This window comes from Acinetobacter sp. ACIN00229 (assembly GCF_016106645.1).
Classification (GTDB): domain Bacteria; phylum Pseudomonadota; class Gammaproteobacteria; order Pseudomonadales; family Moraxellaceae; genus Acinetobacter; species Acinetobacter oleivorans.
In genome coordinates, this window is the sequence record NZ_JADWOM010000018.1 from 1 (window position 1) to 23248 (window position 23248).

The 23248-nt window shown below is 38.9% G+C and carries 21 protein-coding genes and 1 pseudogene; 13 read left to right on the plus strand and 9 right to left on the minus strand.

Going from position 1 to position 23248, the window contains the following annotated elements; all coding sequences use genetic code 11:
• Positions 1 to 79 precede the first annotated feature (79 nt).
• Complete coding sequence (locus I7H67_RS15655) at positions 80 to 622, plus strand: GNAT family N-acetyltransferase (protein WP_198308273.1); 543 nt, start codon at positions 80 to 82, stop codon at positions 620 to 622.
• A 277-nt stretch (positions 623 to 899) separates the two neighbouring features.
• Positions 900 to 1898, plus strand: coding sequence for a cysteine synthase A (gene cysK / locus I7H67_RS15660; protein WP_198308274.1), 999 nt, complete (start codon positions 900 to 902; stop codon positions 1896 to 1898).
• A 52-nt stretch (positions 1899 to 1950) separates the two neighbouring features.
• Here the strand turns inward: cysK and I7H67_RS15665 are convergent, their stop codons facing one another.
• From I7H67_RS15665 to I7H67_RS15680, 4 genes are all read right to left on the minus strand, one after another.
• A complete protein-coding gene (locus I7H67_RS15665; RefSeq protein WP_198308275.1) occupies positions 1951 to 2559 on the minus strand; it encodes a lytic transglycosylase domain-containing protein in 609 nt (202 codons plus the stop codon).
• 291 nt (positions 2560 to 2850) lie between these two features.
• Complete coding sequence (locus I7H67_RS15670; protein WP_191901030.1) at positions 2851 to 3063, minus strand: DUF2798 domain-containing protein; 213 nt, start codon at positions 3061 to 3063, stop codon at positions 2851 to 2853.
• Positions 3064 to 3067: 4 nt separating this feature from the next.
• The gene (locus I7H67_RS15675) at positions 3068 to 3634 is read right to left on the minus strand and encodes a flavodoxin family protein (RefSeq protein WP_198308276.1); all 567 of its coding nucleotides are present in this window, start codon (positions 3632 to 3634) and stop codon (positions 3068 to 3070) included.
• 18 nt (positions 3635 to 3652) lie between these two features.
• Positions 3653 to 4138, minus strand: a complete 486-nt coding sequence (locus I7H67_RS15680) for a DUF2938 domain-containing protein (RefSeq protein ID WP_198308277.1) — start codon at positions 4136 to 4138, stop codon at positions 3653 to 3655.
• An 81-nt stretch (positions 4139 to 4219) separates the two neighbouring features.
• Here I7H67_RS15680 and I7H67_RS15685 point away from each other — a divergent pair, with 81 nt between their 5' ends.
• From I7H67_RS15685 to I7H67_RS15700, 4 genes are all read left to right on the plus strand, one after another.
• A complete protein-coding gene (locus I7H67_RS15685; protein ID WP_198308278.1) occupies positions 4220 to 4624 on the plus strand; it encodes a helix-turn-helix domain-containing protein in 405 nt (134 codons plus the stop codon).
• A gap of 150 nt (positions 4625 to 4774) precedes the next feature.
• Positions 4775 to 6034 carry an esterase-like activity of phytase family protein gene (locus I7H67_RS15690; protein ID WP_198308279.1) on the plus strand — a complete coding sequence of 420 codons (1260 nt, stop codon included), beginning with the start codon at positions 4775 to 4777 and terminating at the stop codon, positions 6032 to 6034.
• A gap of 212 nt (positions 6035 to 6246) precedes the next feature.
• The gene (locus I7H67_RS15695) at positions 6247 to 8628 is read left to right on the plus strand and encodes a YgiQ family radical SAM protein (protein WP_198308280.1); all 2382 of its coding nucleotides are present in this window, start codon (positions 6247 to 6249) and stop codon (positions 8626 to 8628) included.
• A gap of 314 nt (positions 8629 to 8942) precedes the next feature.
• Entirely contained in the window at positions 8943 to 9443 is a 501-nt protein-coding gene (locus I7H67_RS15700; protein WP_005301476.1) for a DUF2726 domain-containing protein, read from the plus strand.
• 147 nt (positions 9444 to 9590) lie between these two features.
• On the opposite strand, the gene I7H67_RS15705 is transcribed toward I7H67_RS15700, so the two are convergent.
• Positions 9591 to 9944 (minus strand): RidA family protein, encoded by a 354-nt coding sequence (locus I7H67_RS15705; RefSeq protein WP_004795237.1) that lies wholly within the window; start codon positions 9942 to 9944, stop codon positions 9591 to 9593.
• A gap of 193 nt (positions 9945 to 10137) precedes the next feature.
• Between I7H67_RS15705 and I7H67_RS15710 the strand changes: the two are divergent.
• Positions 10138 to 10254: pseudogene (locus I7H67_RS15710) on the plus strand (hypothetical protein).
• Between the two features lie 4 nt (positions 10255 to 10258).
• On the opposite strand, the gene dinB reads toward I7H67_RS15710, so the two are convergent.
• The 4 genes from dinB to I7H67_RS15730 all read right to left on the minus strand — a co-directional run bounded on the left by dinB (position 10259) and on the right by I7H67_RS15730 (position 14338).
• Positions 10259 to 11314 (minus strand): DNA polymerase IV, encoded by a 1056-nt coding sequence (gene dinB, locus I7H67_RS15715; RefSeq protein ID WP_198308281.1) that lies wholly within the window; start codon positions 11312 to 11314, stop codon positions 10259 to 10261.
• Between the two features lies 1 nt (position 11315).
• Positions 11316 to 12074 (minus strand): GH25 family lysozyme, encoded by a 759-nt coding sequence (locus tag I7H67_RS15720; RefSeq protein WP_198308282.1) that lies wholly within the window; start codon positions 12072 to 12074, stop codon positions 11316 to 11318.
• Positions 12075 to 12151: 77 nt separating this feature from the next.
• Complete coding sequence (gene mdtD, locus I7H67_RS15725) at positions 12152 to 13543, minus strand: multidrug transporter subunit MdtD (RefSeq protein ID WP_198308283.1); 1392 nt, start codon at positions 13541 to 13543, stop codon at positions 12152 to 12154.
• 171 nt (positions 13544 to 13714) lie between these two features.
• Entirely contained in the window at positions 13715 to 14338 is a 624-nt protein-coding gene (locus I7H67_RS15730) for a TIGR00730 family Rossman fold protein (RefSeq protein ID WP_013199154.1), read from the minus strand.
• A 326-nt stretch (positions 14339 to 14664) separates the two neighbouring features.
• Here I7H67_RS15730 and I7H67_RS15735 point away from each other — a divergent pair, with 326 nt between their 5' ends.
• From I7H67_RS15735 to I7H67_RS15760, 6 genes are all read left to right on the plus strand, one after another.
• Entirely contained in the window at positions 14665 to 16257 is a 1593-nt protein-coding gene (locus I7H67_RS15735; protein WP_192455830.1) for a TerC family protein, read from the plus strand.
• Positions 16258 to 16329: 72 nt separating this feature from the next.
• The gene (locus I7H67_RS15740; protein WP_151822284.1) at positions 16330 to 16797 is read left to right on the plus strand and encodes a YchJ family protein; all 468 of its coding nucleotides are present in this window, start codon (positions 16330 to 16332) and stop codon (positions 16795 to 16797) included.
• Positions 16798 to 16842: 45 nt separating this feature from the next.
• Positions 16843 to 17487, plus strand: coding sequence for a trimeric intracellular cation channel family protein (locus tag I7H67_RS15745; protein WP_004795225.1), 645 nt, complete (start codon positions 16843 to 16845; stop codon positions 17485 to 17487).
• A gap of 79 nt (positions 17488 to 17566) precedes the next feature.
• Positions 17567 to 18886, plus strand: coding sequence for an MFS transporter (locus I7H67_RS15750; RefSeq protein WP_009392333.1), 1320 nt, complete (start codon positions 17567 to 17569; stop codon positions 18884 to 18886).
• A 152-nt stretch (positions 18887 to 19038) separates the two neighbouring features.
• Positions 19039 to 21258, plus strand: coding sequence for a DNA topoisomerase IV subunit A (gene parC / locus I7H67_RS15755; protein WP_005301517.1), 2220 nt, complete (start codon positions 19039 to 19041; stop codon positions 21256 to 21258).
• 296 nt (positions 21259 to 21554) lie between these two features.
• A complete protein-coding gene (locus tag I7H67_RS15760; protein WP_004795215.1) occupies positions 21555 to 23234 on the plus strand; it encodes a long-chain-fatty-acid--CoA ligase in 1680 nt (559 codons plus the stop codon).
• Positions 23235 to 23248 lie beyond the last annotated feature (14 nt).

Below are 23248 nucleotides of genomic sequence, written 5' to 3' on the forward strand. Positions count from 1 at the left end.
TGTTTAATTAAAACTAAAAAACTTCGTATTATTTCGATATTTGCTTATGATTTAAGCAATTAAAATAGAGTTTCTGCCTATGCAGTTTAAAATCATCGCGGCTCATGACCTAAATAAGCAACAACGGCAACAAATTGCTGAGCTGTGTTTTGCTGCTTTTGATGAAGATCCTTGGAGTCAATATACCTTCATGCAAAATGCTGTACATATAATAGGCATATTGGGTGATAATATTGTGTCACATGCTTTATGGACAGATCGAATTTTCACCTTAAAAGATGGTATTACTGTAAAAACTGCTTATATAGAATATGTGACTACTGATTTCAATATGCGCGGGAAAGGACTTGCATCTAAATTATTAAAATATTTAACTGATGTTTTAACTACTGTAGGCTATGAACTTGCGGCATTACAGCCTGAAGATGAGACATTCTATAAAAAATTAGATTGGATTTCGTGGTGGGGGGATTTATACATCAAACAAAATGCTTCCACTTATCTAACAGATGATTATCAAATTATGTTATTTCCGTTGAGCGCTCAGCTGAAAGAGCGACTAACTCATAATTTAGAAGACGATATTATTTGTGCCGATTGGAGAGAGGGTGAGCTTTGGTAACTCGCTATATAAAATTTTGGAAAAACCTTACTTTAGTGTGTAACCAGAAGATTAGGGTAGTGTTAATAACGTAAGATATGGATGAGAAAATAAACTTATTTAATCTAATAATTTGATTTTTAAAATAATTCTTAATTTTTTGTTTCTTGAAAAGAAATCTATGATAAGAGACACTCCTCATTTAAGAATTCAGGCATTACTTAGCTTTTCTACTTTCCTGTTTATTCTAGAAGCTTATAATGATTCAGAATCATTCCAAATCTAATAAGGATATAACATGTCTACTGATCAGCAATTTCCAACACCCAATAATTTAGGAATAGCAGTTTATCCAAATAATGCAGAAGCTATTGGTAATACTCCTTTAGTTCGCATTAATCGTTTGATTAAAACTGGTGCAACCATATTAGCAAAAGTGGAAAGCCGTAACCCTGCATTTTCTGTGAAATGTCGTATCGGAGCGGCACTAATTGCCGATGCAGAAAAGCGTGGTGTGTTAAAAGAAGGCATGCATATTATTGAACCAACCAGTGGTAATACAGGGATTGCATTGGCTTTTGTTGCAGCTGCTAAGGGTTATCCAATTACATTAACTATGCCTGCAAGTATGAGTCTTGAGCGTAGAAAAGTATTAAAAGCACTCGGTGCCAATTTAGTTTTAACTGAACCAGCGAAAGGGATGAAAGGTGCAGTTGATGAAGCTATACGATTAGCAGGTGAACAGCCAGATGTTTATTTCTTACCTCAGCAATTTGAAAATCCAGCCAATCCTCAAATTCATGTAGACACAACTGGTCCTGAAATTTGGCAAGCAACAGATGGACAAGTCGATATTTTGGTTGCTGGCGTAGGTACTGGTGGTACAATTACTGGTATTTCTCGTTATTTCGAACAAGTTCAAAATAAACCTTTGTATTCTGTAGCCGTTGAACCTGCCGAGTCTCCAATTATTACTCAAACTAAAAATGGAGAGAACATTACACCTGCACCGCATAAAATTCAGGGAATTGGTGCGAACTTTATTCCAAAGAATCTTGATTTAGATCTTGTTGATGAAGTTTTACCAGTGACTAGCGAAGAAGCAATTCAGTGGGCAAGAAACTGTGCAACCCAAGAAGGTATTCTAGTGGGTATTTCAAGTGGCGCAGCTTTGGCTGCGGCGGCAAAAATTGCAGAACGCCCTGAAAATGCTGGTAAAACTATTGTTGTTATTCTGCCAGATAGTGGTGAGCGTTATTTATCTTCTGTTCTGTTTGACGGTTTATTTGACGAATAAAATTAACTATATAAAAAAGCCCATCTATTGATGGGCTTTTATTTAAACTTATTTATAAAGCACCTTTTAAAGCTTTTTGATGACGTTTAACAGATCGAGCATATTTTTTAGCTTTGTGCCGTGTCCAGAAGCTTCGCTCATATCCAGTTGGTCCCACATTATAATAGGCTGTTGCTTTGAACCAACTATCCGCTGACTGATAATAGTGATTTAAGATATAAGCACCACATTGAATATTTGTAGATTCATCATACAAATTACCAGCACAAGTTTGTTGCCAATAGCTGGGAATAATTTGAGTTAAACCTACTGCACCCGTAGGTGATAGCGCATTAGTATTGTAACTTGATTCTTGTCTTATGACTGCGGCAAGTAAAAGAGGGGGCACATTATATTGGTCAGCACTTTGAATAATTATTGGAGATAATCGATTTGCTGTGCTTTGTGGAACGGAATAAGCTTTTTGTAGACCAGATGAGAGCTTATTTGAACGCCATGAAAATGAACCACTATTCGGGCCTAAGCTTGTACACCCAGTCATTATTGTCATTAAAGCAATTACGAAAAATTTGAGACTCAAAATGTTTATTTGAGTCGGTTTAAAATAATTGTTAGGTAAAGATGAGGTAAGCAAAATACAAAACCGATAATCAAATTTCAAATGAAATCATGGTATTCAGCTGCAACTAATCGATCAATATAAGTTCTGTTGCTCAGCACAAGCAAATAGTGAGAATTTTGTATAATTAAAATGAAAAAACCCCGACATCCTGTCGAGGTTCTTTCGTATTCAGCTTATGTAGCTAACTCCTGTCAACTACCGCTTCCTGCGTTCTTATTCTTCTTCAATGAGACATCCTGTCTCTCTATGCTTTATATATTATGAAAAAATACTAAAGATGAATATCCGCAAATCACCGCAAGTTTTGTACGTTTTAACTTACAGATCAACTTACTTAAATACGATGTCGACAAGTTTTTGGGCTATAGGAGCACAAATCAATACACTTGGAAAAGCCAATATCCATGCAATAATCCAAGCCGATACCCACAATGAAAGGAAATGATGATTTAGTCCCACTACTTTAAAAGTTGAAATACCTGAAACTATAAAAGACATCATTCCAGATAAAATGAAGAGGAATAAAAGCTTCTGTGCTTTCATGGTCTTATATTCCTTGATAAGCATTTAAGGTCAATGCAAAATTTTCTCCAAATTGTTGAGCAGTTTTAATATCTCCTTCATCAAACCTATCGGCATTACTGCCATGTTCAGCCTGAGCCATTAAGCCTGACCATGAGCCTAGACGATTGGCTGCTTGAGTATAAGGAATACCTTGATGTTGCTCAGGCATAATAGGGTTGCCGACCCATAACATGCCGTGTTGCATGCAAAAGGTAAAAAGTGAAATTAGTGTCGATTGTTTATCACCTGCGGGAAGGGAAGATACGGTAAAGCCAGCCGCTAGTTTTCCTTTAAAGCTCTGCTTTTTCCATAATGGACCCGTTGCATCCATGAGTTGTTTTAACTTGGAAGATACACCCCCTAAATAAGTAGGGGATCCCCAAATTAAGCCGTCATATTGAATTAGGATTTCTGGTTTTTCGACAAGATGTTCAGCATTGAGTAAATCTACTTTAATATCTTTATGGCTCAAAATACCAGTTTGAATTTGCTGAGCAATAAATTGGGTGTGGCCTTGGCGACTATAGTAAATAAGGGCAACGGTTTTCATGAGTAGTTTCCTCTTTATTTAAAGTTGAAATAGTTTTGTAGTGAGATATAAGCCACAACCAAAAACACTATGGTTCATCAAACTTTTTAGGCAGTTCAAAAAAGGACGAGGGGTTTTTGAAGAAGCAAAACCACTACCCATCGCAGGTTGCATAATAAAAAAAGGAATGAGAACGGTGACTACACCAAACAGAAGTGCTGAATAAAACTGAGGATGGTTAAGCCAAGTTGAGCCAATAATTAAAAGAAAGCTAAATGAAAAGATTAGCCCGACACTATAGTGAGCAACCCAACCTAATAAATATTCACCCTTAATTTTAGGGCTTTGAGCCATAGATTGATGGATGAGTTTTCCGTGGAATATCCAGCCAATCCAGCGCCCGAGAAAGGCAAAGTTTAAGGTTGGAATTTTGAATATCTTTAATATTAACAGCCAGATATCCATAATAATTGTTGCGCCAATACCAAGGCATAAAGCTTGAAAGAACAATGTGGAGAGATTCATTTTGAAACCTTGCTTTTATACGTCTGAAACGTGATAAATTTATTGTGCAAGTTAAAGTTCACTTGAAGTCAAGAGGTTGTTATGGATATTGGTGAAGTCGCTAAAAAGGCAAAAGTTACAACTGCAACACTACGTTTTTATGAAGAGAAAGGATTAATTAAATCAATAGGGCGACAAGGTTTACGTCGGCAATATGGGAAACAAGTGCTTGATCAATTGGCACTCATTGCTTTAGGTCGTGCCGCAGGTTTTTCTTTAAATGAAATCGCAACAATGTTTGGACAAGATGGTAAGCCAGAGCTTGATCGGCAAAAACTAAAAGATAAAGCTGAACAATTAAAACAAATGGCAAAACGATTGCATTTTATTAGTCAAGGATTAGAACATGCTGCTGTATGTCCTGCTGAAAATCATATGGAATGTCCAACTTTCCAAAAATTTTTAAAAGCAGCAATTGCTGGAGAATATCAGCCAACAAAACTTTAATCAGTTTTTAGCGAAGAGGTTGAATTTTTAAGGTTCTATTAAATAGTTAGTCCTGTCATATTTTCGCCATAAAGATTTCATCTTTTTGAAGTGAAAACTTCATATAAGCTTGATTAAATTTGCTTAATTTTTTACCAACTGTATAAAACTATGAGCAAAAAAACATTAGTGGCATTATTATGCTGTGCCAGTTTAGGATTGACGGCATGTAATGATGATAACGATCAAGAACAAGCTTCACCTACTGAAAATGTTACCGAACCAACTTTAATTTCTTTTGCCAAATTGCCTGTAGAAACCTATGCTGCTGGCCCAGACTCTGGTGCATATGTCAAAGGTGCAAATGGAATTTATCCTCCATTTAAGGGTCAACCTGTACAAGGCTTTTCTGCTGCATTAAAAAATGAAGATGGCAGTTATATGGCAATGGCTGATAACGGTTTCGGAACTCAAGATAATTCAGCAGACTTTTTACTTCGTATTTATAAATTAAAGCCTGATTTCAAAACTAAAGCTAAAGGCACGGGACAAGTGACTGTGCAAAGCTTTATCCAACTGCGTGATCCGAACAAATTAATTCCTTTTAATATCGTGAATGGTGATACAGCTGAGCGTTTATTAACGGGTGCTGATTTTGATCCAGAATCTATGCAACGTACTAATGATGGGACTTACTGGATTGGTGATGAGTTTGGGCCTTATTTACTTCATTTTTCAGCAGATGGCGTGTTATTAGATGCACCGATTGCTCTGCCAAATCCATTAAATCCGACTCAAGAATTACGTTCGCCACAAAATCAGTTTAATAAAGCACAAATTAATTTTGTAGAGCCTTTGGTTCAGCAAAGTGGTGGTTTTGAAGGAATGGCGATTTCGCCAGATGGGCAGTATCTTTACCCGCTTATAGAAAAGCCAATTAAATCAATTCGAGAAACAGAAAGACAATTATTGATTTCTCAATTTGATGTGAAGAAAAAAGCGTATACAGGAAAATATTATTGGTTCCAGTTAGACAGCAAGGCAACAAATATTGGTGACTTCCAACTCTTTAATGATAAAGAAGGCATTATTATTGAGCGTGATGCGACCCAGAATAATTTAGGCGGCTATAAAAAATTAATTCGTATTAAATTAAATGAGTCCGGCCAACTAGTAAGCCGTGAAGATTTAGTCGATTTAATTAAAATTGCTAACCCGAATTTGTTGTATAGCACAGCAAGAGCAGGGGATATTGGTACGGGACAGGTTTTTGCTTTCCCATTTGAAACGATTGAAGATGTGATTATTGAAAATGGTACAACGCTCACTGTTCTAAATGACAATAACTTCCCAGGCTCTTCAGGGCGTAATGCAAAACTGGCTGACGACAATGAGATTATTCAGATTCGTTTGCCAAAAGCTTTGTTCTAAGCTTTATAAATAAAAATTAAAACTGCGGCGGATTTTATTCCGCCGTATTTATTCCAAGAATAAAATATTGAGTAAAGTTTAATCAAATTAATTTCTATATTGTTGTTTTCGCATGTTTTATAAACAGGGAAAATGAATGGAATTCATGTTAAAATGATCGGCTTTCATCTTTAGATGTCTCTCCTCCATCTGCTAGCCGAGATTCGCAAGCCATGTCTACTGCCTACACCATGCAGACTGCGCCAAAAGCGCTGTTTGATTACGACAAATATTGGGCGTCGTGTTTTGAACCCGCACCATTTTTGCCGATGTCACGAGAAGAAATGGACCAACTCGGCTGGGATGCATGTGACTTTATTTTAGTCTGTGGCGATGCTTATATTGACCATCCATCATTTGTATCGGGTGTGATTGGGCGTGTGCTTGAAGCACAAGGTTTCCGTGTCGGAATTATTGCGCAGCCAGACTGGACCAATGTTGAAAGCTTCCGAGTTTTAGGTAAACCAACGATCGCTTGGGGTGTAACCGCAGGTAATATGGATTCGATGATTAACCGTTATACGGCAGATCGTAAAATCCGTTCTGATGATGCTTATTCTCCAAACAATGAACCAAATAAACGTCCTGATCGTGCTGCGACTGTATATTGCCAACGTTGTCGTGAAGCATTCCCAGATGTACCTGTGTTATTAGGTGGTATTGAAGGTAGTTTACGTCGTATTGCGCACTACGATTATTGGTCAGATAAAGTTCGTCGTTCGATTTTGATGGATTCAAAAGCTGATTTACTCATGTATGGTAATGGTGAGCGTGCTATTATTGATGTGATGCATCGTTTGGCGAAAGGTGAAAAAATCCACGAGATTACTGATGTTCGTGGTACAGCATTTATTATTAATAAACATAACAAAGCATCAAAAGCAAAGTTTGTTGAAGTTGCGAGTAATGATGTAGATACGATTGGACGTGTTGACCCAATTATTAACCCATATGTCATGACTGAAGATATTGATGGCTGTGAGGTTGAAAAAGAAAAGGGTAATTCTTTAGCTCAGTATCAAGATTTCCAGAAAGAGATTGTTGCAAACCCGATTGTGCGTGAAGGCGACAAACTAGATGACGACACTCAAATCGTTCAATTAAAGCCAGCACCGTCAAAAGCAATTAAACACAAGTTGCCTCCACGCGAGTTAGCGGTAATTCGTTTACCTTCTTTTGAAGAAGTGGCGAATGATCACGTGCTTTACGCGCATGCAAACCGTATTTTGCATCTTGAAACTAATCCGGGTAATGCCCGTGCTTTGGTTCAACGCCATGGTGAACGTGATGTCTGGATCAATCCTCCACCAATTCCTCTAACGACTGAGGAAATGGATTATGTGTTTGATTTACCATATGCACGTTTGCCGCATCCTACTTATGGCAATGCTCGTTTCCCTGCATTTGATATGATCAAATTCTCGGTCAACATTATGCGTGGCTGTTTTGGTGGCTGTACATTCTGCTCAATTACAGAACATGAAGGTCGTATTATTCAAAACCGTTCGGAAGATTCGATCTTACGTGAGATTGAAAAAATCCGTGATACAGCACCAAACTTCACTGGCATTATTTCAGATTTAGGTGGTCCAACGGCAAACATGTACCGTTTGCATTGTAAAGATCCTGAAATTGAGAAGAACTGTCGTAAACCTTCTTGTGTATATCCAGGCGTTTGTCAAAACTTGCATACGGATCACGCACCTTTAGTACAGCTTTATCGTAAAGCACGTGCAATTAAAGGTGTGAAGAAAATTCTGATTGGTTCAGGTTTACGTTATGACCTTGCTGTACTCAACCCTGAATATGTCAAAGAGCTCGTACAACACCATGTTGGTGGTTATTTAAAAATTGCTCCCGAACATACCGAAAATGGTCCTTTATCTAAGATGATGAAACCGGGTATTGGTACGTATGATCGTTTCAAACAAATGTTTGACCGTTTCAGTAAAGAAGCAGGAAAAGAGCAATATTTAATTCCTTACTTTATTGCAGCACATCCGGGTACATCAGATTATGACATGATGCACCTTGCAATTTGGTTGAAAAAGAATGGTTTCCGTGCCGATCAGGTACAGACGTTCTATCCATCGCCAATGGCAACTGCAACGACCATGTATTATTCGGGCAAAAACCCGCTTGCTAAAGTCGCTCGCTATACTGAAAAAGTTGATATTGTAAAAGGCGAGAAACGCCGTCGTCTGCATAAAGCATTCTTACGTTATCATGATCCAAATAACTGGCCATTGCTTCGTGAAGCTTTAAAAGAAATGGGCCGTGCAGATTTAATTGGTAATTCAAAGCAGCACTTGATCCCGACCTATCAGCCACAAGGTACTGCTGAAGGTGAATATAAGTCGGCACGTAAGAAGAACTCTTCTGTAGCGGGTGATTCAGCAAAACGTGGTCAGGGGCAATCTCGTTCAGGAGCAGGGCAAAAACGTCCACAAAAAGGGCAGGTTCTAACCCAACACACTGGTTTGCCTCCTCGTGAAACAGGTGAGAAAAGACCATTTGGTGGAAAAAGTAAACCTAAAAGCAAGGTTCGTGGATAGTGATAAAACAGGCTCTTAAATAGAGCCTGTTTTGTTTTTTATGTGTTTATTTAAATCATATAGTGAGATTTTTGAAGATTAAAAGTACAAAAAACGTAACGAATAATGATAAATAGCAAAAATCTGACGAGCTGCACTTGATTGTTGTAGATTCTATGATTATAAATAATGTGAGGGTGGCTAAATTTAAGCCAAGCTTGATAACTACAAGTGAAATTACTAAGTGAACCTTTTAAAAAACGGCTGTGTCGTTATCAATTAAAACAAAGTGTGATCTAGCAAAATCATTATAAAAAACCTAAAGGATTGGACCCATGTACTATTTAATTACGATCTTATTATTATTTTTGGCTGTCGTAATGGCAGTGAAAAGTCTTTCGCGAAGGCATCAACATGATAGTGCCTTGAAGCGCCGTGCAGTATTAACCAGTCATGAGCAAATGACATTAACCAGACTACAAACAGTTTTACCTAAATTTACCGTGTTGGCACATGTATCCTTTGATGCATTATTAACTACAAAATATGCGCATACACGTCGAAAATATCAAAATATGGCAGCTGATTTTGTTGTACTTGATCAAAATTATCAGGTTGTTGTCATTGTTGTTCTTGGCGAAAATGGTTTACGCCGTGCGCATCAACAATATGAACGTCGTCTATTACAATTGGCTGGCTATCGTGTACTGCATTACAGTGAGGTGCCTGATTATCACGATTTAAGAAGGGACTTATTGACTCCAGAAACAGAGATGGCAATTTTACATGCAACGCCGCAACTAGAACGAATGTCAAATGCGTTTGTGAAGTCTTAAAAGTTAGAGATTATAGTAATTGATTAAAGAACTCATTAAAGAAGATCTTAATAACATGCTGACATTAAAAATGTTAAAACTACTAAAAAATTGAGCAATATAACTAGGGATATTGCTCAATTTAGTGTCATTTTATATTTATAAAAATTATGGAAGTACAGCAACAACCGTCATTTCTACAAGTACGTCTGGCGCATAAAGTTTGGATTCTACACAAGTACGTGCTGGTGGATGTCCTTCACTAATCCATGCATCCCAAACAGCATTCATTGCTGCATAATCTTTGTCGATATCTTTTAGAAAAATCATAACAGAAAGAATATGGGTTTTATCTGTTCCAGCTTCTGCCAATAGACGGTCAATATTATCTAAAGTTTGTTGAGTCTGTGCTGTAACATCTACGCTTGTATCATCTGCGAGTTGGCCAGCTAAGTGTACCAAATTACCTGAAATTGCAACTTCGCAGTAGCGTGAAGTCACGTGTAAACGCTTTACCGTCATAAAAATGCTCTAGAGTGGCTTTATTTAATAGTTTTGATTTTATGAAGAGTTACTGGGTTGGTGCAAGCAAGTAGAAAGGAATTTCAGTAGATTATTGTGATGAAGGGATATCTAAGCCATGTATCAGAAGAGCCCTGTAATATTCGGATTTGGTCGTCACGCCAATCACAGGACGATATGCCGAAAGTAAAGGTTGCTTTGGCATGTTGCAAATACATGGGTAATGAATATGCGTTGATTAGGTTACTCTAAAGTCTCAGTAAAAGGGAGTCTATTTTGTTTAAAAGTTGCTCTTTTGAGTGAAAATTAATCAATCACCAAAGGTTAAGTTGGAAGTCATCCGCTTGGGTTTGTAATTGATAAACTCCTATACCAATTAAGCGGAACTGAAAATGTTCAGGAATCTGCATTTCATTTAATAATAAAAATAAAACTTGGATTAAGTCCTGTAGCGACTGGATCGGTCTTTTAAAGCTTTTACTATGTTGTAAAGTCTGAAAATTCTTGAGTTTAAGTTTAATATTCACACCACGTGCATTGAGCTGTTTTTTCTCTAAGCTTTGCCAGACTTTCTCGGCTAGTCCTTGCCAATAGGGCTGACATTGAACCAAAGTAAAGTCACTATCGAAAGTTGTCTCTTTCGAAATTTGTTGGCGGGCTCTTTCAGCTTGAACAGGTCTATGATCAATCCCTTGTGCATATAGGTAGAGTTGTTGTCCATATTTACCGAAGTGGTGAACTAAAACAGCCTCTTCAATTTTCTGTAAATCACCCAAAGTATGTAATTGAAGTTGCTGTAATTTTTCCTGAGTGACTTTGCCGACCCCAGGAATCTTTTTAAGGGGCAGATCTTGAATGAAATTGGCAACCTGCGAAGGTTTGATTACACATAAACCATTAGGTTTGTTCCAGTCTGAAGCAATTTTTGCCAAAAATTTATTAGGGGCTACACCTGCTGATGCAGTCAGTCCAGTTAACCTAAAAATATCTTCCCGAATATGCATCGCAACCTCGGTTGCACTCGCAATCTGTTTTAGGTTTTCAGTGACATCCAAATAGGCTTCATCTAAAGATAAAGGTTCAATAAGCAGAGTATATTGCTGAAAAATAGAGTGAATTTGAGCGGAAACTGTGCGGTATTTTTCAAAATTTGGCTCAATAATAACGACTTGAGGGCATAGTTTTCTTGCCTGACTCATCGACATGGCTGAACGCAGACCAAATTCACGGGCAGGATAGGATGCAGCAGCAATGACAGCTCGCGGATGATGCGAAGAAATAACCACAGGGAGATGCTTTAGATCAGGACGCTCTCGCAATTCGACTGATGCATAAAAGGCATCCATATCGATATGAATGATTTTGCGCATATTATTGTGCTTTCACGATGCCTTGCTGCTGTAAGAATTGGTGCCATTCTTTGACTGAACCCTCATAAACATTTAAGTCGACGGGCTTTATTATCCCTTCAATTTTACCCTGATTACTATGCTGCCAAAAGAGCCATTTTCTTTTGTCTTTAAGTTCAGGTTTACCTTCATAATCACGAACCCAAAGTGGTGTATTAGGAAAACTACCGATTAACACAATGTGATAAAAAGTTTTAGAAATATAAAAGATAGGCTGTTTGCCATAATGCTGTTTTAGGCGATCATGCATGATGCCTATTTCTTTAAGTAATTGTTCTTTGGTATGCGAATTGATACAGTTACCGTCATATTCCAGATCAATGACGGGAGGAAGAGCATCTAATTTTTTAGGTACAGTCGCAATAAAGTTATCAGCTTGTGTCTTTCCATCACGACACAGGCGATAAAAGTGGTAGGCCCCTACATGAAGCCTATTCTCACGAGCTTTGAGCCAGTTTTCTTGAAATTTTGAATCTTTGTAATCGCCGCCTTCAGTTGCTTTTAAATAGACGAATTGGAATTTTTCCGGTGATATTTTTTTCCAGTCAATATCACCTTGATGGTGAGAGACATCCAATCCTTGAACTGGATAATCTTGTGCAACGGCTTTTTGCTGATAGAACAGACCAAAATAAGCTAAGACTCCCATAACACATCCCAAGCCAATTCCAATAAAGGTATTGTACCGTGCTGTGAAAAAGGTTTTAGCCAGTTTAGTCATGCAAAACTCATTACAGATTTGAAGCCGACATCATAACGTGATTCAAGAGGGAGAAACCACGCTAAAAATGCAACGGCTTATACGGGGGTATTTTTTGGAATTTGCCAGAAAATAAGCGCTGTAATGACATTGATACAGCCGAGGCAAATTAAAGTGACATGGAATGCAGTGGTCACATGGTCAGCTCCATAATAATTAGTAAAGATATTAATGAGTGTGCCCGCAAGTGCCACGCCAATACTCATTGATAGCATCATGATCATCGACAAGAAACTATTACCGCTACTGGCATCTTGTTGAGGCAGATCTTTTAAGGTCAATGTGTTCATACCCACAAATTGCAGTGAGTTTAATGTGCCAAATAAGAAAAAGTGTAAGGCTCTAAACCAAGTTGGAGTGTCAACTGTCATGATGGCGAAAGAGGCGATACATAGCCCGACCAGCGTTGTGTTGATGAGTAAAAAACGTCGATAGCCAATCTTTTGAATAATCGGTCTGACAATTGGCTTTGAAAATAATGAGCCTAAAACTAAAGGGATCATCATTAAACCTGCAATGAAAGGTTCAAAGCCAAAAGCCACCTGTAACATGAGCGGTAAAACAAAAGGTAAGGCATTACCACCAAAGCGGGCAAAGAAGTTACCTAAAATACCAATTGCATAAATTTTGTTTCTAAAAAGTCGGCTACGGAACAACGCATTTTGATGAGTATGAGAGTGATAGGCATACCAAAGCGTTGCGATTATACCGACGACTAATAGCGAAATACTGAACCATTTTGAATATTCAGGTGAGGCTAAATGTTCGATACCCAAAGACCATCCAATCATGGCTACCACTAATAAGATGAAGCCACCTAAATCAAATGTTTTGACTGAAGGCTCTTTTAAATTAGGCATGACTTTTAATGTCATTAAGATACCTAAGATACCCATGGGAATATTGATGAGGAAAATCCAGTGCCAAGTTGCAACTTCAACTAACCAGCCACCTAAAGTTGGACCAGCCAACGGCCCGAGTAAACCTGCAAGACTCATTAAGCTCATTGCAGCTAAAAACTGAGTTCGGGGAATAATCTTTAAAAGTGATAGTCGACCTACAGGAAGTAGTAAGGCTCCGCCTACACCTTGGATGACTCGGAAAAATAAGAGTTCATTGAGGCTCTGAGAAAGACCACAACCTAAAGAGGCTAAAGTAAAAATAACGATTGCCGATAAGAAAATATTTCTAACACCAAAGCGGTCTGCTAACCATCCACTTAAAGGAATGCAGGCGGCTACTGATAAAACATAGGCCACCACTACGCTATGCATGCGTAGAGGGTCTTCATTTAAATGGTGAGCCATTGCAGGAATAGCTGTATTTACAATTGTTGTGTCCAAAGCCTGCATAAAAAAGCCAATGGAAACCAAAAGTACGAGTAAGCGATATTCAGGTTGCAAGGCTTGGTGAGTCGGCGTGGCATTCATAACATTTGAAAGTTAACGTTTTGGTCTAGTGTAAAACAAATTGAAAGTAAAAAAAGTAAGACAATGTTGATTACCCCTTTAATAAATCTAAGTGCTTTTGAAGGTAGCGGTGAAAATAGTTAAAACAAAAAAAGCGGCAGAACCGCTTTTTTATGGAGACTAGGTGGGTAACTAAACAACAAATCTTTTCGGCATTTTTAAATTTTTAATGACGTTATAAATCTGATCGACATCATCACATACAATTAATTTAGCTCGGTGCTGAAGAGGAAGAAAACCTTCTTGAACTGCATGGTCTAGCTGGGCAATCAATGCATTATAAAAGCCATTTACGTTATACAAAATCATGGGTTTTTGGTGTTGGTTAAGTTGGCCCCAAGTGGCTATTTCCAATATTTCTTCGAATGTTCCTAAACCGCCGGGTAATGCAATAAATGCACTTGCACGCTCTGCCATCATGGCTTTGCGCTCGTGCATGGTTTCTACGATATGTAATTCGGTTAAGCCAGCATGGGCTACTTCATAGTCGAGCATAAATTCAGGAATGACACCGACAGCTTCTCCGCCGTTTGCAAGAACGCTTTCAGCAACTTGTCCCATTAAACCAATACTGGCACCACCGTAGACTAAGCCGAAACCTTGGTCAGCAATTCCATGAGCGAGTTCAATCGCCTTTTCTCGGTAGATCGGGTTATTTCCCGCACGTGAACCACAATATAATGCAATAAGAGGTTGTTTTGTTTTTACAGCTGTTATTGGTGAATCATTTACTGCCATTGTTAATACGCTATTCATTGTTTTATTTTCACCTTACCACGTTCATATTTCTTGTCTACACTAAGCAAAAAATATGACAACTTTATAAGCAGATTTATAGTAAAGACTAACGTTTTGTATGGGTTTAGTGAATGCCTGTCATGAACAAATAAAAATGATGAATTTATGTTAAATCTTGCCTATACTAAAAATTCGTTTAACAACATATGAACAAATATGGGTAGTGGTTGTAGTCGCTCCGTTTTAATTTCTTGTCCTAAAAAAACATTTTCCCTCCTTTGTATGGGCATGCCTGCTGTGTTGCCAAATAAAGATAAAATCCAATCAGCACAGGAGCAGGATCGATGATCTTTGAATGGATGTCTGATCCATCTGCTTGGGTGGGTTTAGCAACTTTAATCGTTCTTGAAATTGTATTGGGGATCGATAACCTCGTTTTCATCGCTATTTTGGCCGAAAAACTGCCGCCAGAGCAGCGAGCTAAAGCACGTATAATTGGTTTAATACTCGCCTTAGGAATGCGGCTAATACTTTTAGCTTCGATTGCTTGGGTCGTGACACTGACAGAACCACTCTTCCATATTTTTAATCACCCATTCTCTGGGCGTGATTTGATCTTGTTGTTCGGTGGTGTGTTCTTGCTCTTTAAAGGCACCATGGAATTGCATGAGCGCATGGAAGGTAATCAACTTCATAAAGAAGATAACCCTGTTCATGCTGCGTTCTGGATGGTCATTGTCCAGATTGTTGTGCTTGATGCTGTGTTCTCGTTAGATAGTGTGATTACCGCTGTAGGTATGGTGAAAGAGCTGTCAATCATGATGGTTGCAGTTGTAATTGCTGTCGGAATCATGTTGTGGGCATCGAAACCGCTCATGGACTTTGTGAATAAGCATCCAACGGTTGTTATTCTGTGTCTTGGTTTCTTGATGATGATCGGTTTCTCTTTGGTCGTGGAAGGTTTTGGTTTCCATATTCCGAAGGGTTACTTATACGCTGCAATTGGCTTCTCGGTTTTGGTGGAAATTATCAACCAGAGCATGCGTCGCAATCAGGAAAAACTGGTTACAACCACCGACTTACGTTATCGCACTGCTTCAGCCGTGTTACGTATGCTAGGAAGTAAAAGCAGTGGTTCTAGCTCAGATACGCAATCTTCTGATAAAGAAGATGTATTGGCTACACAAGCTTTTGCAGATGAAGTATTTGATGAAGAAAATGGAGCTTATCATAGTGTGCTTGTGCAAGGTGTTCTTAGTTTATCAGAACGTCCTGTAAAGTCTGTTATGACTCCACGACCTGAACTTGAGTGGATTGATTTAGACGACGAACCAGAAGTTTTAAAAGAACGTTTAATGTCAATGACACACTCTCGTTTGATTGTTGCACGTGGTGAGCTTGATAATATTGAAGGTATTGCACTTACTCATAAAGTTCTAAATGGCTTTATTGAAACAGGTGTGGTCGATTTCCAAAAGCATTTACGTGAACCTGTCATTGTGCATGAAAATGCTCAAGTACTTATGGTGATGGAGCAATTACGTCAAGCACCGTTACAAATGGCAATAGTTTTAAATGAATATGGTTCAATTGAAGGTATTGCAACGCCAATTGATATTTTAGAAGCCATTGCGGGTGAATTCCCTGATGAAGATGAGCTAGATGCAGCCGCTGAGAGTTTGGCAGATGGTTCATTAATACTTGAAGGTTCAACGGACATTCGCCACGTATCACTTTTATTAGGTCGTGATCTGGTTGATGAGAGTGAACAGTATTCAACTTTGTCAGGTTACTTGTTATTCCATTTAGGCCGCTTACCAGAAAATGGTGAAGCTGTTGAAGCAGATGGTTATCGCTTTGAAGTGATTACGATGGAAGGCCATAAAATCGAGAAAGTTCATATTGTTTCTATCGAACAAGATGAATCAAAAGATTAAATGACATTTTAAGTCTAGAAACATCATAAAATAGCTCAACTCTGAGCTATTTTTTTATTTGAGAAACACAGAATGACTCAACACACTTGTCCATGTGGAAAAGGCAGCTATGCAGAATGTTGTGAGCCTTTACATTTAGGTACAGCAAAAGCCCTGACGGCAGAGCAGCTTATGCGTTCGCGTTATAGTGCTTTTGCATTACAGCAAATTGATTATATTGTGAAAACAACCGCTTTAGGCCAGCAAACTGCACTTGATAAAGATGCCATTGCAGACTGGAGTAAACAAAATCAATGGTTGGGTTTAGACGTCGTTAACGCTAAAGAGAAATTAGATAAAACCCATGCACAGGTTGAATTCAAGGCACATTATCATGATGGACAAAAAGCTCAGGTTCACCATGAGGTTTCACATTTTGTATATCATCAACAACAATGGTTTTTTCTTGATCCCACTGTAGATATGCATGTCACCATGAAACAGCCTTGTATATGTGGCTCTGGAAAAAAATTTAAACAATGCTGTGCACAATTCCTATAACTTTATCTTAAAATACGCGCACCGTTTGGCCTGAGGGAAAGGGCAATGTTACTCACCGTCATTTATATTATTGCGATTACTGCCGAAGCCATGACAGGCGCACTGTCTGCTGGGCGACGGAGTATGGACTGGTTCGGTGTCGTACTGATTGCCTGTGTGACTGCCTTAGGAGGCGGATCTGTACGTGATGTATTACTTGGTCACTATCCTTTAACTTGGGTAAAACACCCTGAATATTTGGTTCTGACTTGTTGTGCTGCATTTGTCACAATCATTATTGCCAAATGGATGCGTCATTTACATAACATCTTTTTGGTGCTCGATGCCTTAGGTCTAATTGGATTTACCATTATTGGTTGTCAGATTGCCTTACAAATGGGGCATGGTTTTGTCGTATCGGCAGTAGCAGGGGTATTAACTGGAGTTTCTGGCGGTATTTTGCGTGACATTTTATGTAACGACGTTCCGTTCGTTTTCCGTCGCGAACTTTATGCGAGTATTTCTTTTGTAGCGGTCATTTGCTATTGGGTATGCTTAGATTTGGGATTCAGTTTAGAGTTAACTGTTATTTCAACCTTAATTTTCGGTTTTACTCTGCGTTTGATTGCGATCTATTTCGGCTTAGAAATGCCTAAGTTTATTTATAAAGATGACGATGCAGAATCAGCTTCATCAACCGATGAACATTAATCATGCAGAATACGATGTGAGCATGCTATAACAATTAAATATTGTATTGCTCACTTATTCTTTCCAGTAGAGTTTTCTTATGGATCTGGTTTCACGTATACAAAATCTTCCAATTGGCAAATTCCACTACACATTATTGTGGGTGGTTGGTTTAGGTTGGATGTTTGATGCGATGGACACCGGTATCATTGCTTTTATCATGACAACACTTGTTAAAGACTGGGCATTAACACCAGCCGAAAGCGGTTGGATTGTCAGTATTGGCTTTGTAGGAATGGCGATTGGAGCAGTTTGCTCGGGAGCTTTAGCCGATCGTTTTGGCCGAAAGACAATATTTGCTACAACCATGGCAATTTATAGTATTGCGACTGCCTTATGTGCTTTTGCTCCAGATTTAAAATGGTTACTGATTTTCCGTTTTATTGTTGGCCTTGGGCTTGGCGGGCAGTTACCTGTTGCGGTGACATTGGTGAGTGAGTATATACCCTCACATGTACGTGGTCGTTTTATTGTATTACTTGAAAGTTTTTGGGGTTTAGGCTGGTTAGTTGCTGCGTTAATTTCTTATTTTATTATTCCTAAATTTGGCTGGCATATCGCATTTCTGATGGGCGGCCTCCCTCTGATTTATATTTTAGTGATTTGGAAAAAACTCCCCGAGTCGATACCGTACCTGATTAACCGTGGTCGTATCGAAGAAGCGCATACTTTAGTTCAAAAACTAGAAGCTCAGGCGGGTGTCCAAATCGTTCATCACATTGAAGTTGTGCCTGTCGCCATACAACAAAAGGTATCTTTTAAACAACTTTGGAGTGGCCCTTTTGCACGCCGTAGTTTAATGCTTTGGCTCATCTGGTTTGGGATCGTCTATTCCTACTACGGTATCTTTACATGGTTACCAAGTTTATTGGTGAAACAGGGCTATGACATTGTTAAATCTTTTGAATATGTTTTGCTGATGATTTTGGCGCAACTACCCGGTTACTTGGCGGCTGCATGGTTTGTTGAGCGATTGGGTAGAAAAATTACTCTCGCTTCATTTATCGGGTTTTGTGCATTGTCTGCATATTTCTTTGGACAAGCCGACAGCGTAAATAGCATTATGTTTTGGGGCTGTCTCATGTCTTTCTTTAATTTAGGGGCATGGGGCGTGTTATATACCTATACGCCAGAACAATATCCAGCCAATATTCGGGCTTTCGGTTCGGGCTGGGCATCGGCAATGGGGCGTTTAGGCGGAATTTTGGCGCCGATTGTGGTTACTCATATGATGGTTGCAAAGCATGGGTTTAGCCATGTTTTTATGATGTTTACCGTTGTTTTACTTTTGGTCGCAGCTGTAATTTTAATATTAGGTGAAGAAACCCAAGGGAAAAGACTCGAGTCGATAGGCTTGTAGTTTTGCCTAACTTTATAGCAAGTAACTAAAAATATAGAGAGATGAGACATAATTTGACGCTCAGGTGACAGACTCCCTCTTGTGTCTGTAACATAGCCCACTTAGCATAAGACTCATTTAAAATAACGACTGATTTGGAAGATAAGCTGACTATGACCAGCCTTGCGCATCAAGCGACAGAAAACCGCTCTGTAGCCGAATTTACTGAACAGGCTTACTTGAATTATGCCATGTACGTCATTATGGACCGTGCATTGCCGCATATCAGTGATGGCTTAAAGCCTGTACAGCGCCGTATTGTCTATGCCATGAGCGAGCTAGGCTTAAAAAATAGCGGCAAGCCAAAAAAATCAGCGCGTACAGTAGGTGATGTGCTCGGTAAGTATCATCCTCATGGTGACTCGGCATGTTATGAAGCGATGGTATTGATGGCTCAGCCATTTAGTTATCGTTATCCTTTAATTGAAGGACAAGGTAACTGGGGGGCACCAGATGATCCTAAGTCATTTGCTGCGATGCGTTATACCGAAGCAAAGCTTTCTGCTTACAGTGAGTTGTTGTTAAATGAGTTAGGTCAGGGCACAACTGACTGGCAAGATAACTTTGATGGTTCATTAAAAGAACCTATTACGTTGCCAGCGCGTATTCCTAATATTCTACTCAACGGTACAACCGGTATTGCCGTTGGTATGGCGACAGATATTCCTCCACATAATTTACGTGAAGTGATTAAAGGCACGATTGCATTAATTCGTAACCCGCAAACTTCAGATGAAAAATTGGCTGAATATATTCCAGCGCCTGATTTACCAACAAAAGCTGAAATTATTACTCCGCCAGAAGAATTACTCAAAATCCAAACCACTGGTCGTGGCAGTTACCGCATGCGAGCGGTTTATACTATTGAAAAAAATGAAATCGTGATTACTGAGCTGCCTTATCAAGTATCGGGCTCTAAGGTGATTACTCAAATTGCCGACCAAATGCAGGCCAAAAAGCTGCCATTAGTCGTTGATATTCGTGACGAGTCGGATCATGCAAACCCAACACGACTCGTGATTGTATTGCGCTCAAACCGTATTGATGCGGAAGCGGTAATGAGTCACTTATTTGCAACCACCGATCTAGAGTCGAGCTACCGTGTTAATTTAAACATGATTGGTGAGGATGGACGTCCTCAGGTTAAATCGATTCGTCGTATCTTGCTTGAATGGATTGAGATCCGTAAAAAAACGGTAACTCGCCGTTTAGAATATCATTTAAACCGAATTGAGAAACGCCTGCATATTTTGGCAGGTCTTTTAATTGCTTATCTTGATATTGATACAGTGATTCGTATTATTCGTGAAGAAGATCAGCCTAAACCTGTATTGATGGAACATTTCAATATTGATGAGATACAGGCAGAAGCAATTTTAGAACTTAAGTTACGTCATTTGGCAAAACTTGAAGAGATGGAAATCCGTCATGAACAAGATGAGCTTGCTGCAAAAGCTGCCATTATTCGTGAGCAATTAGAAAATCCAGAATCTTTAAAAAATCTGATTATTGGTGAATTAAAAGAAGACGCGAAAAAGTTTGGTGACGAACGCCGTTCTCCAATCGTGGTGCGTGCTGAAGCTGTTCAGATTAAAGAACAGGATTTAATGCCAGCTGAAGCGGTAACGGTGGTTTTATCTGAAGCGGGATGGATTCGTGCTGCAAAAGGTGCGGATGTTGATGCAGAGAATTTAAACTATCGTGCGGGCGACCAATATTTAAGCCACGCTGTGGGTAAAACCAATCAACGGATCTATTTCCTTGATGAGACAGGGCGTAGTTATGCCTTGCCTATTAGCAGTTTGCCATCAGCAAGAGGTTTGGGTGAACCATTAAGTTCTAAACTTGCTCCTGCAAGTGGCGTGTCGTTTATTCAGGTTTATCTAGAAGATGAAGAGTCTGAACTTATCGCTGCGAGTACCTCTGGTTATGGGTTTAAAACTCAAACCAAACAGTTAGATACCAATGCCAAGGCAGGTAAGACATTCTTGTCTGTTCCTGAAAAATCAAAAGCTTTACCATTAATATCTGCTCAAAATATGACGCACTTAGCGGTGCTCAGCTCAGCAGGTCGACTCTTGATTATTGATTTGGCAGAACTACCAAATCTAAATAAGGGTAAAGGTAATAAGTTGATACAACTTGATGCGAAAGAGCAAATTTTATCCATGACAACCCTGAACTTAGATGAAATAATTCAGGTGGTTGCAGGTCAGCAACATCTAAAATTAAAAGGTGATGATCTACAAAAATATATGGGTAAACGAGCTTCAAAAGGTCAGCTCTTACCACGTGGATATCAAAAAGCAAATAAACTGTTGATTCAGAGATAAAGCTAGCGTCTGGCAACATAAATACGCTATATATGGCAACATGTTCAAGCAATGAACTGAACTTGTTGGTATTGAATAACGATTAAAAGGACAGCAATTTGGAGTACGTAATTTGTACTCCATGCAAAAAATTTGGCAGGGTTAAATTGTCAAAACTTCTGTCTCATAATCTTGTTCGAAGTGTCATGAATGTGCCAATAAGTTTTAAATATGTTCTGGCACCAAGAAGCTAAAGAATAGCTGGGGCATTGAATAACAGTTATTACTAAGGATTACGAATCGGAGATAATGGCATTATGGAAAAAATTTGGTTTGCAGAATACCAAAAAACAGGGATTCCAGAAACAGTAGCATTGCCTGCGGAAAATACTTCACTTGTTGATATTTTTGAGAGTAATTTCCAAAAATTTGGTTCTCGCGATGCCTTTATCTTTATGGATAAAGCGATGTCATTTAATGAGTTAGAGCTTGCAAGCCGTAAGTTCGCGACCTATTTGCAAAATTTGGGGTTAGCAAAAGGAACTCGTGTGGCAGTGATGATGCCGAATGTATTGCAGTATCCTGTAGTTGCATTAGCTGTGTTACGTGCAGGTTTAGTGTTAGTAAACGTTAACCCACTTTATACTGCGCGTGAACTTGAGCATCAATTAAATGACTCAGGTGCAGAAGTACTTGTAATTATCGAAAACTTTGCCAGTGTTTACCAAAGCATTTTGGGTAAAACTCCAGTGAAGCATGTTGTAGTTGCATCAGTCGGAGATATGCTCGGTACACTCAAAGGTACTCTGGTGAATTTTGTATTACGTAAAGTACGTAAACAAATTCCAGCTTGGAATATTCCAGGACACGTTAAATTTAACTCAGCATTAAATAAAGAAAATGCGAGTAATTATAAGCGTCCGACTTTAACTTTAAGTGACACTGCTGTACTTCAATACACTGGTGGTACAACAGGCGTTTCAAAAGGTGCAGAGCTTACTCATCGTAATCTTGTAGCAAACTTACTTCAGTGTGATGGTATTTTCCAAAGTAAATTTGGAGCAAACGATGGTGCTAAAGGCGACCGTATTGTTTGTGCGTTACCGCTTTATCATATTTTTGCGTTCATGGTTTGCGCGATGTACGGTATGTATAAAGGTCAGGCAAATATCTTGATTCCGAACCCTCGTGATTTACCAGCTGTTATTAACGAATTACGTAAATATCAACCATCATTCTTCCCAGCGGTAAACACATTGTTTAATGCTTTAGTGAACAATGAAGAATTCAAACAACTTGACCATAGCAATTTAAAAATGGCGATGGGCGGTGGTATGGCCGTTTTACCTTCTACAGCAGAAGCGTGGAAGAAAATTACGGGTACAACCATTATTGAAGGTTATGGCTTGTCAGAAACTTCACCAGTAGCAACCGCAAATCCACCTGCTTCTACTGAATTTAGCGGCACGATTGGTATTCCGTTACCTTTAACTGAAGTTGCTATTTTAGATGATGACGGTAAAGAAGTTGCTTTAGGTGAGCAAGGCGAAATCTCAATTCGTGGTCCTCAAGTGATGAAGGGTTATTGGAATCGTCCTGATGAGACAGCTAAAGTCATGACAGCAGATGGTTTCTTCCGTACGGGTGACATCGGCGTGATGGATAGCCGTGGATATACAAAAATTGTAGACCGTAAAAAGGATATGATTTTGGTTTCTGGCTTTAACGTTTACCCAAGTGAAATCGAAGAAGTTATTGCTAAACATCCAAAAGTATTGGAAGTTGCAGCAATTGGTGTTCCAGATGAAAAATCAGGTGAAGTGCCAAAACTCTTTATTGTGAAAAAAGATCAAAGCTTAACGACTGAAGAAGTTTTGAGCTTCGCTAAAGAAAACTTAACAGGCTATAAACGCCCTCGTTATGTTGAGTTTATGGATGAATTACCAAAATCAAATGTAGGCAAAATTTTACGTAAAGACTTACGTAAACCAGCCTAATCAGTGAATAAAAA

Coding starts and splice junctions, on each gene's coding strand:
- I7H67_RS15735 (WP_192455830.1), top strand. CDS start 14,665: ATGATCTTTGAATGGATGTCTGATCCATCTGCTTGGGTGGGTTTAGCA.
- I7H67_RS15700 (WP_005301476.1), top strand. CDS start 8,943: ATGTACTATTTAATTACGATCTTATTATTATTTTTGGCTGTCGTAATG.
- I7H67_RS15730 (WP_013199154.1), bottom strand. CDS start 14,338: ATGAATAGCGTATTAACAATGGCAGTAAATGATTCACCAATAACAGCT.
- I7H67_RS15655 (WP_198308273.1), top strand. CDS start 80: ATGCAGTTTAAAATCATCGCGGCTCATGACCTAAATAAGCAACAACGG.
- I7H67_RS15720 (WP_198308282.1), bottom strand. CDS start 12,074: ATGACTAAACTGGCTAAAACCTTTTTCACAGCACGGTACAATACCTTT.
- I7H67_RS15705 (WP_004795237.1), bottom strand. CDS start 9,944: ATGACGGTAAAGCGTTTACACGTGACTTCACGCTACTGCGAAGTTGCA.
- cysK (WP_198308274.1), top strand. CDS start 900: ATGTCTACTGATCAGCAATTTCCAACACCCAATAATTTAGGAATAGCA.
- I7H67_RS15745 (WP_004795225.1), top strand. CDS start 16,843: ATGTTACTCACCGTCATTTATATTATTGCGATTACTGCCGAAGCCATG.
- I7H67_RS15670 (WP_191901030.1), bottom strand. CDS start 3,063: ATGAAAGCACAGAAGCTTTTATTCCTCTTCATTTTATCTGGAATGATG.
- parC (WP_005301517.1), top strand. CDS start 19,039: ATGACCAGCCTTGCGCATCAAGCGACAGAAAACCGCTCTGTAGCCGAA.
- I7H67_RS15760 (WP_004795215.1), top strand. CDS start 21,555: ATGGAAAAAATTTGGTTTGCAGAATACCAAAAAACAGGGATTCCAGAA.
- I7H67_RS15695 (WP_198308280.1), top strand. CDS start 6,247: ATGTCTACTGCCTACACCATGCAGACTGCGCCAAAAGCGCTGTTTGAT.
- I7H67_RS15690 (WP_198308279.1), top strand. CDS start 4,775: ATGAGCAAAAAAACATTAGTGGCATTATTATGCTGTGCCAGTTTAGGA.
- mdtD (WP_198308283.1), bottom strand. CDS start 13,543: ATGAATGCCACGCCGACTCACCAAGCCTTGCAACCTGAATATCGCTTA.
- dinB (WP_198308281.1), bottom strand. CDS start 11,314: ATGCGCAAAATCATTCATATCGATATGGATGCCTTTTATGCATCAGTC.
- I7H67_RS15740 (WP_151822284.1), top strand. CDS start 16,330: ATGACTCAACACACTTGTCCATGTGGAAAAGGCAGCTATGCAGAATGT.
- I7H67_RS15685 (WP_198308278.1), top strand. CDS start 4,220: ATGGATATTGGTGAAGTCGCTAAAAAGGCAAAAGTTACAACTGCAACA.
- I7H67_RS15675 (WP_198308276.1), bottom strand. CDS start 3,634: ATGAAAACCGTTGCCCTTATTTACTATAGTCGCCAAGGCCACACCCAA.
- I7H67_RS15680 (WP_198308277.1), bottom strand. CDS start 4,138: ATGAATCTCTCCACATTGTTCTTTCAAGCTTTATGCCTTGGTATTGGC.
- I7H67_RS15750 (WP_009392333.1), top strand. CDS start 17,567: ATGGATCTGGTTTCACGTATACAAAATCTTCCAATTGGCAAATTCCAC.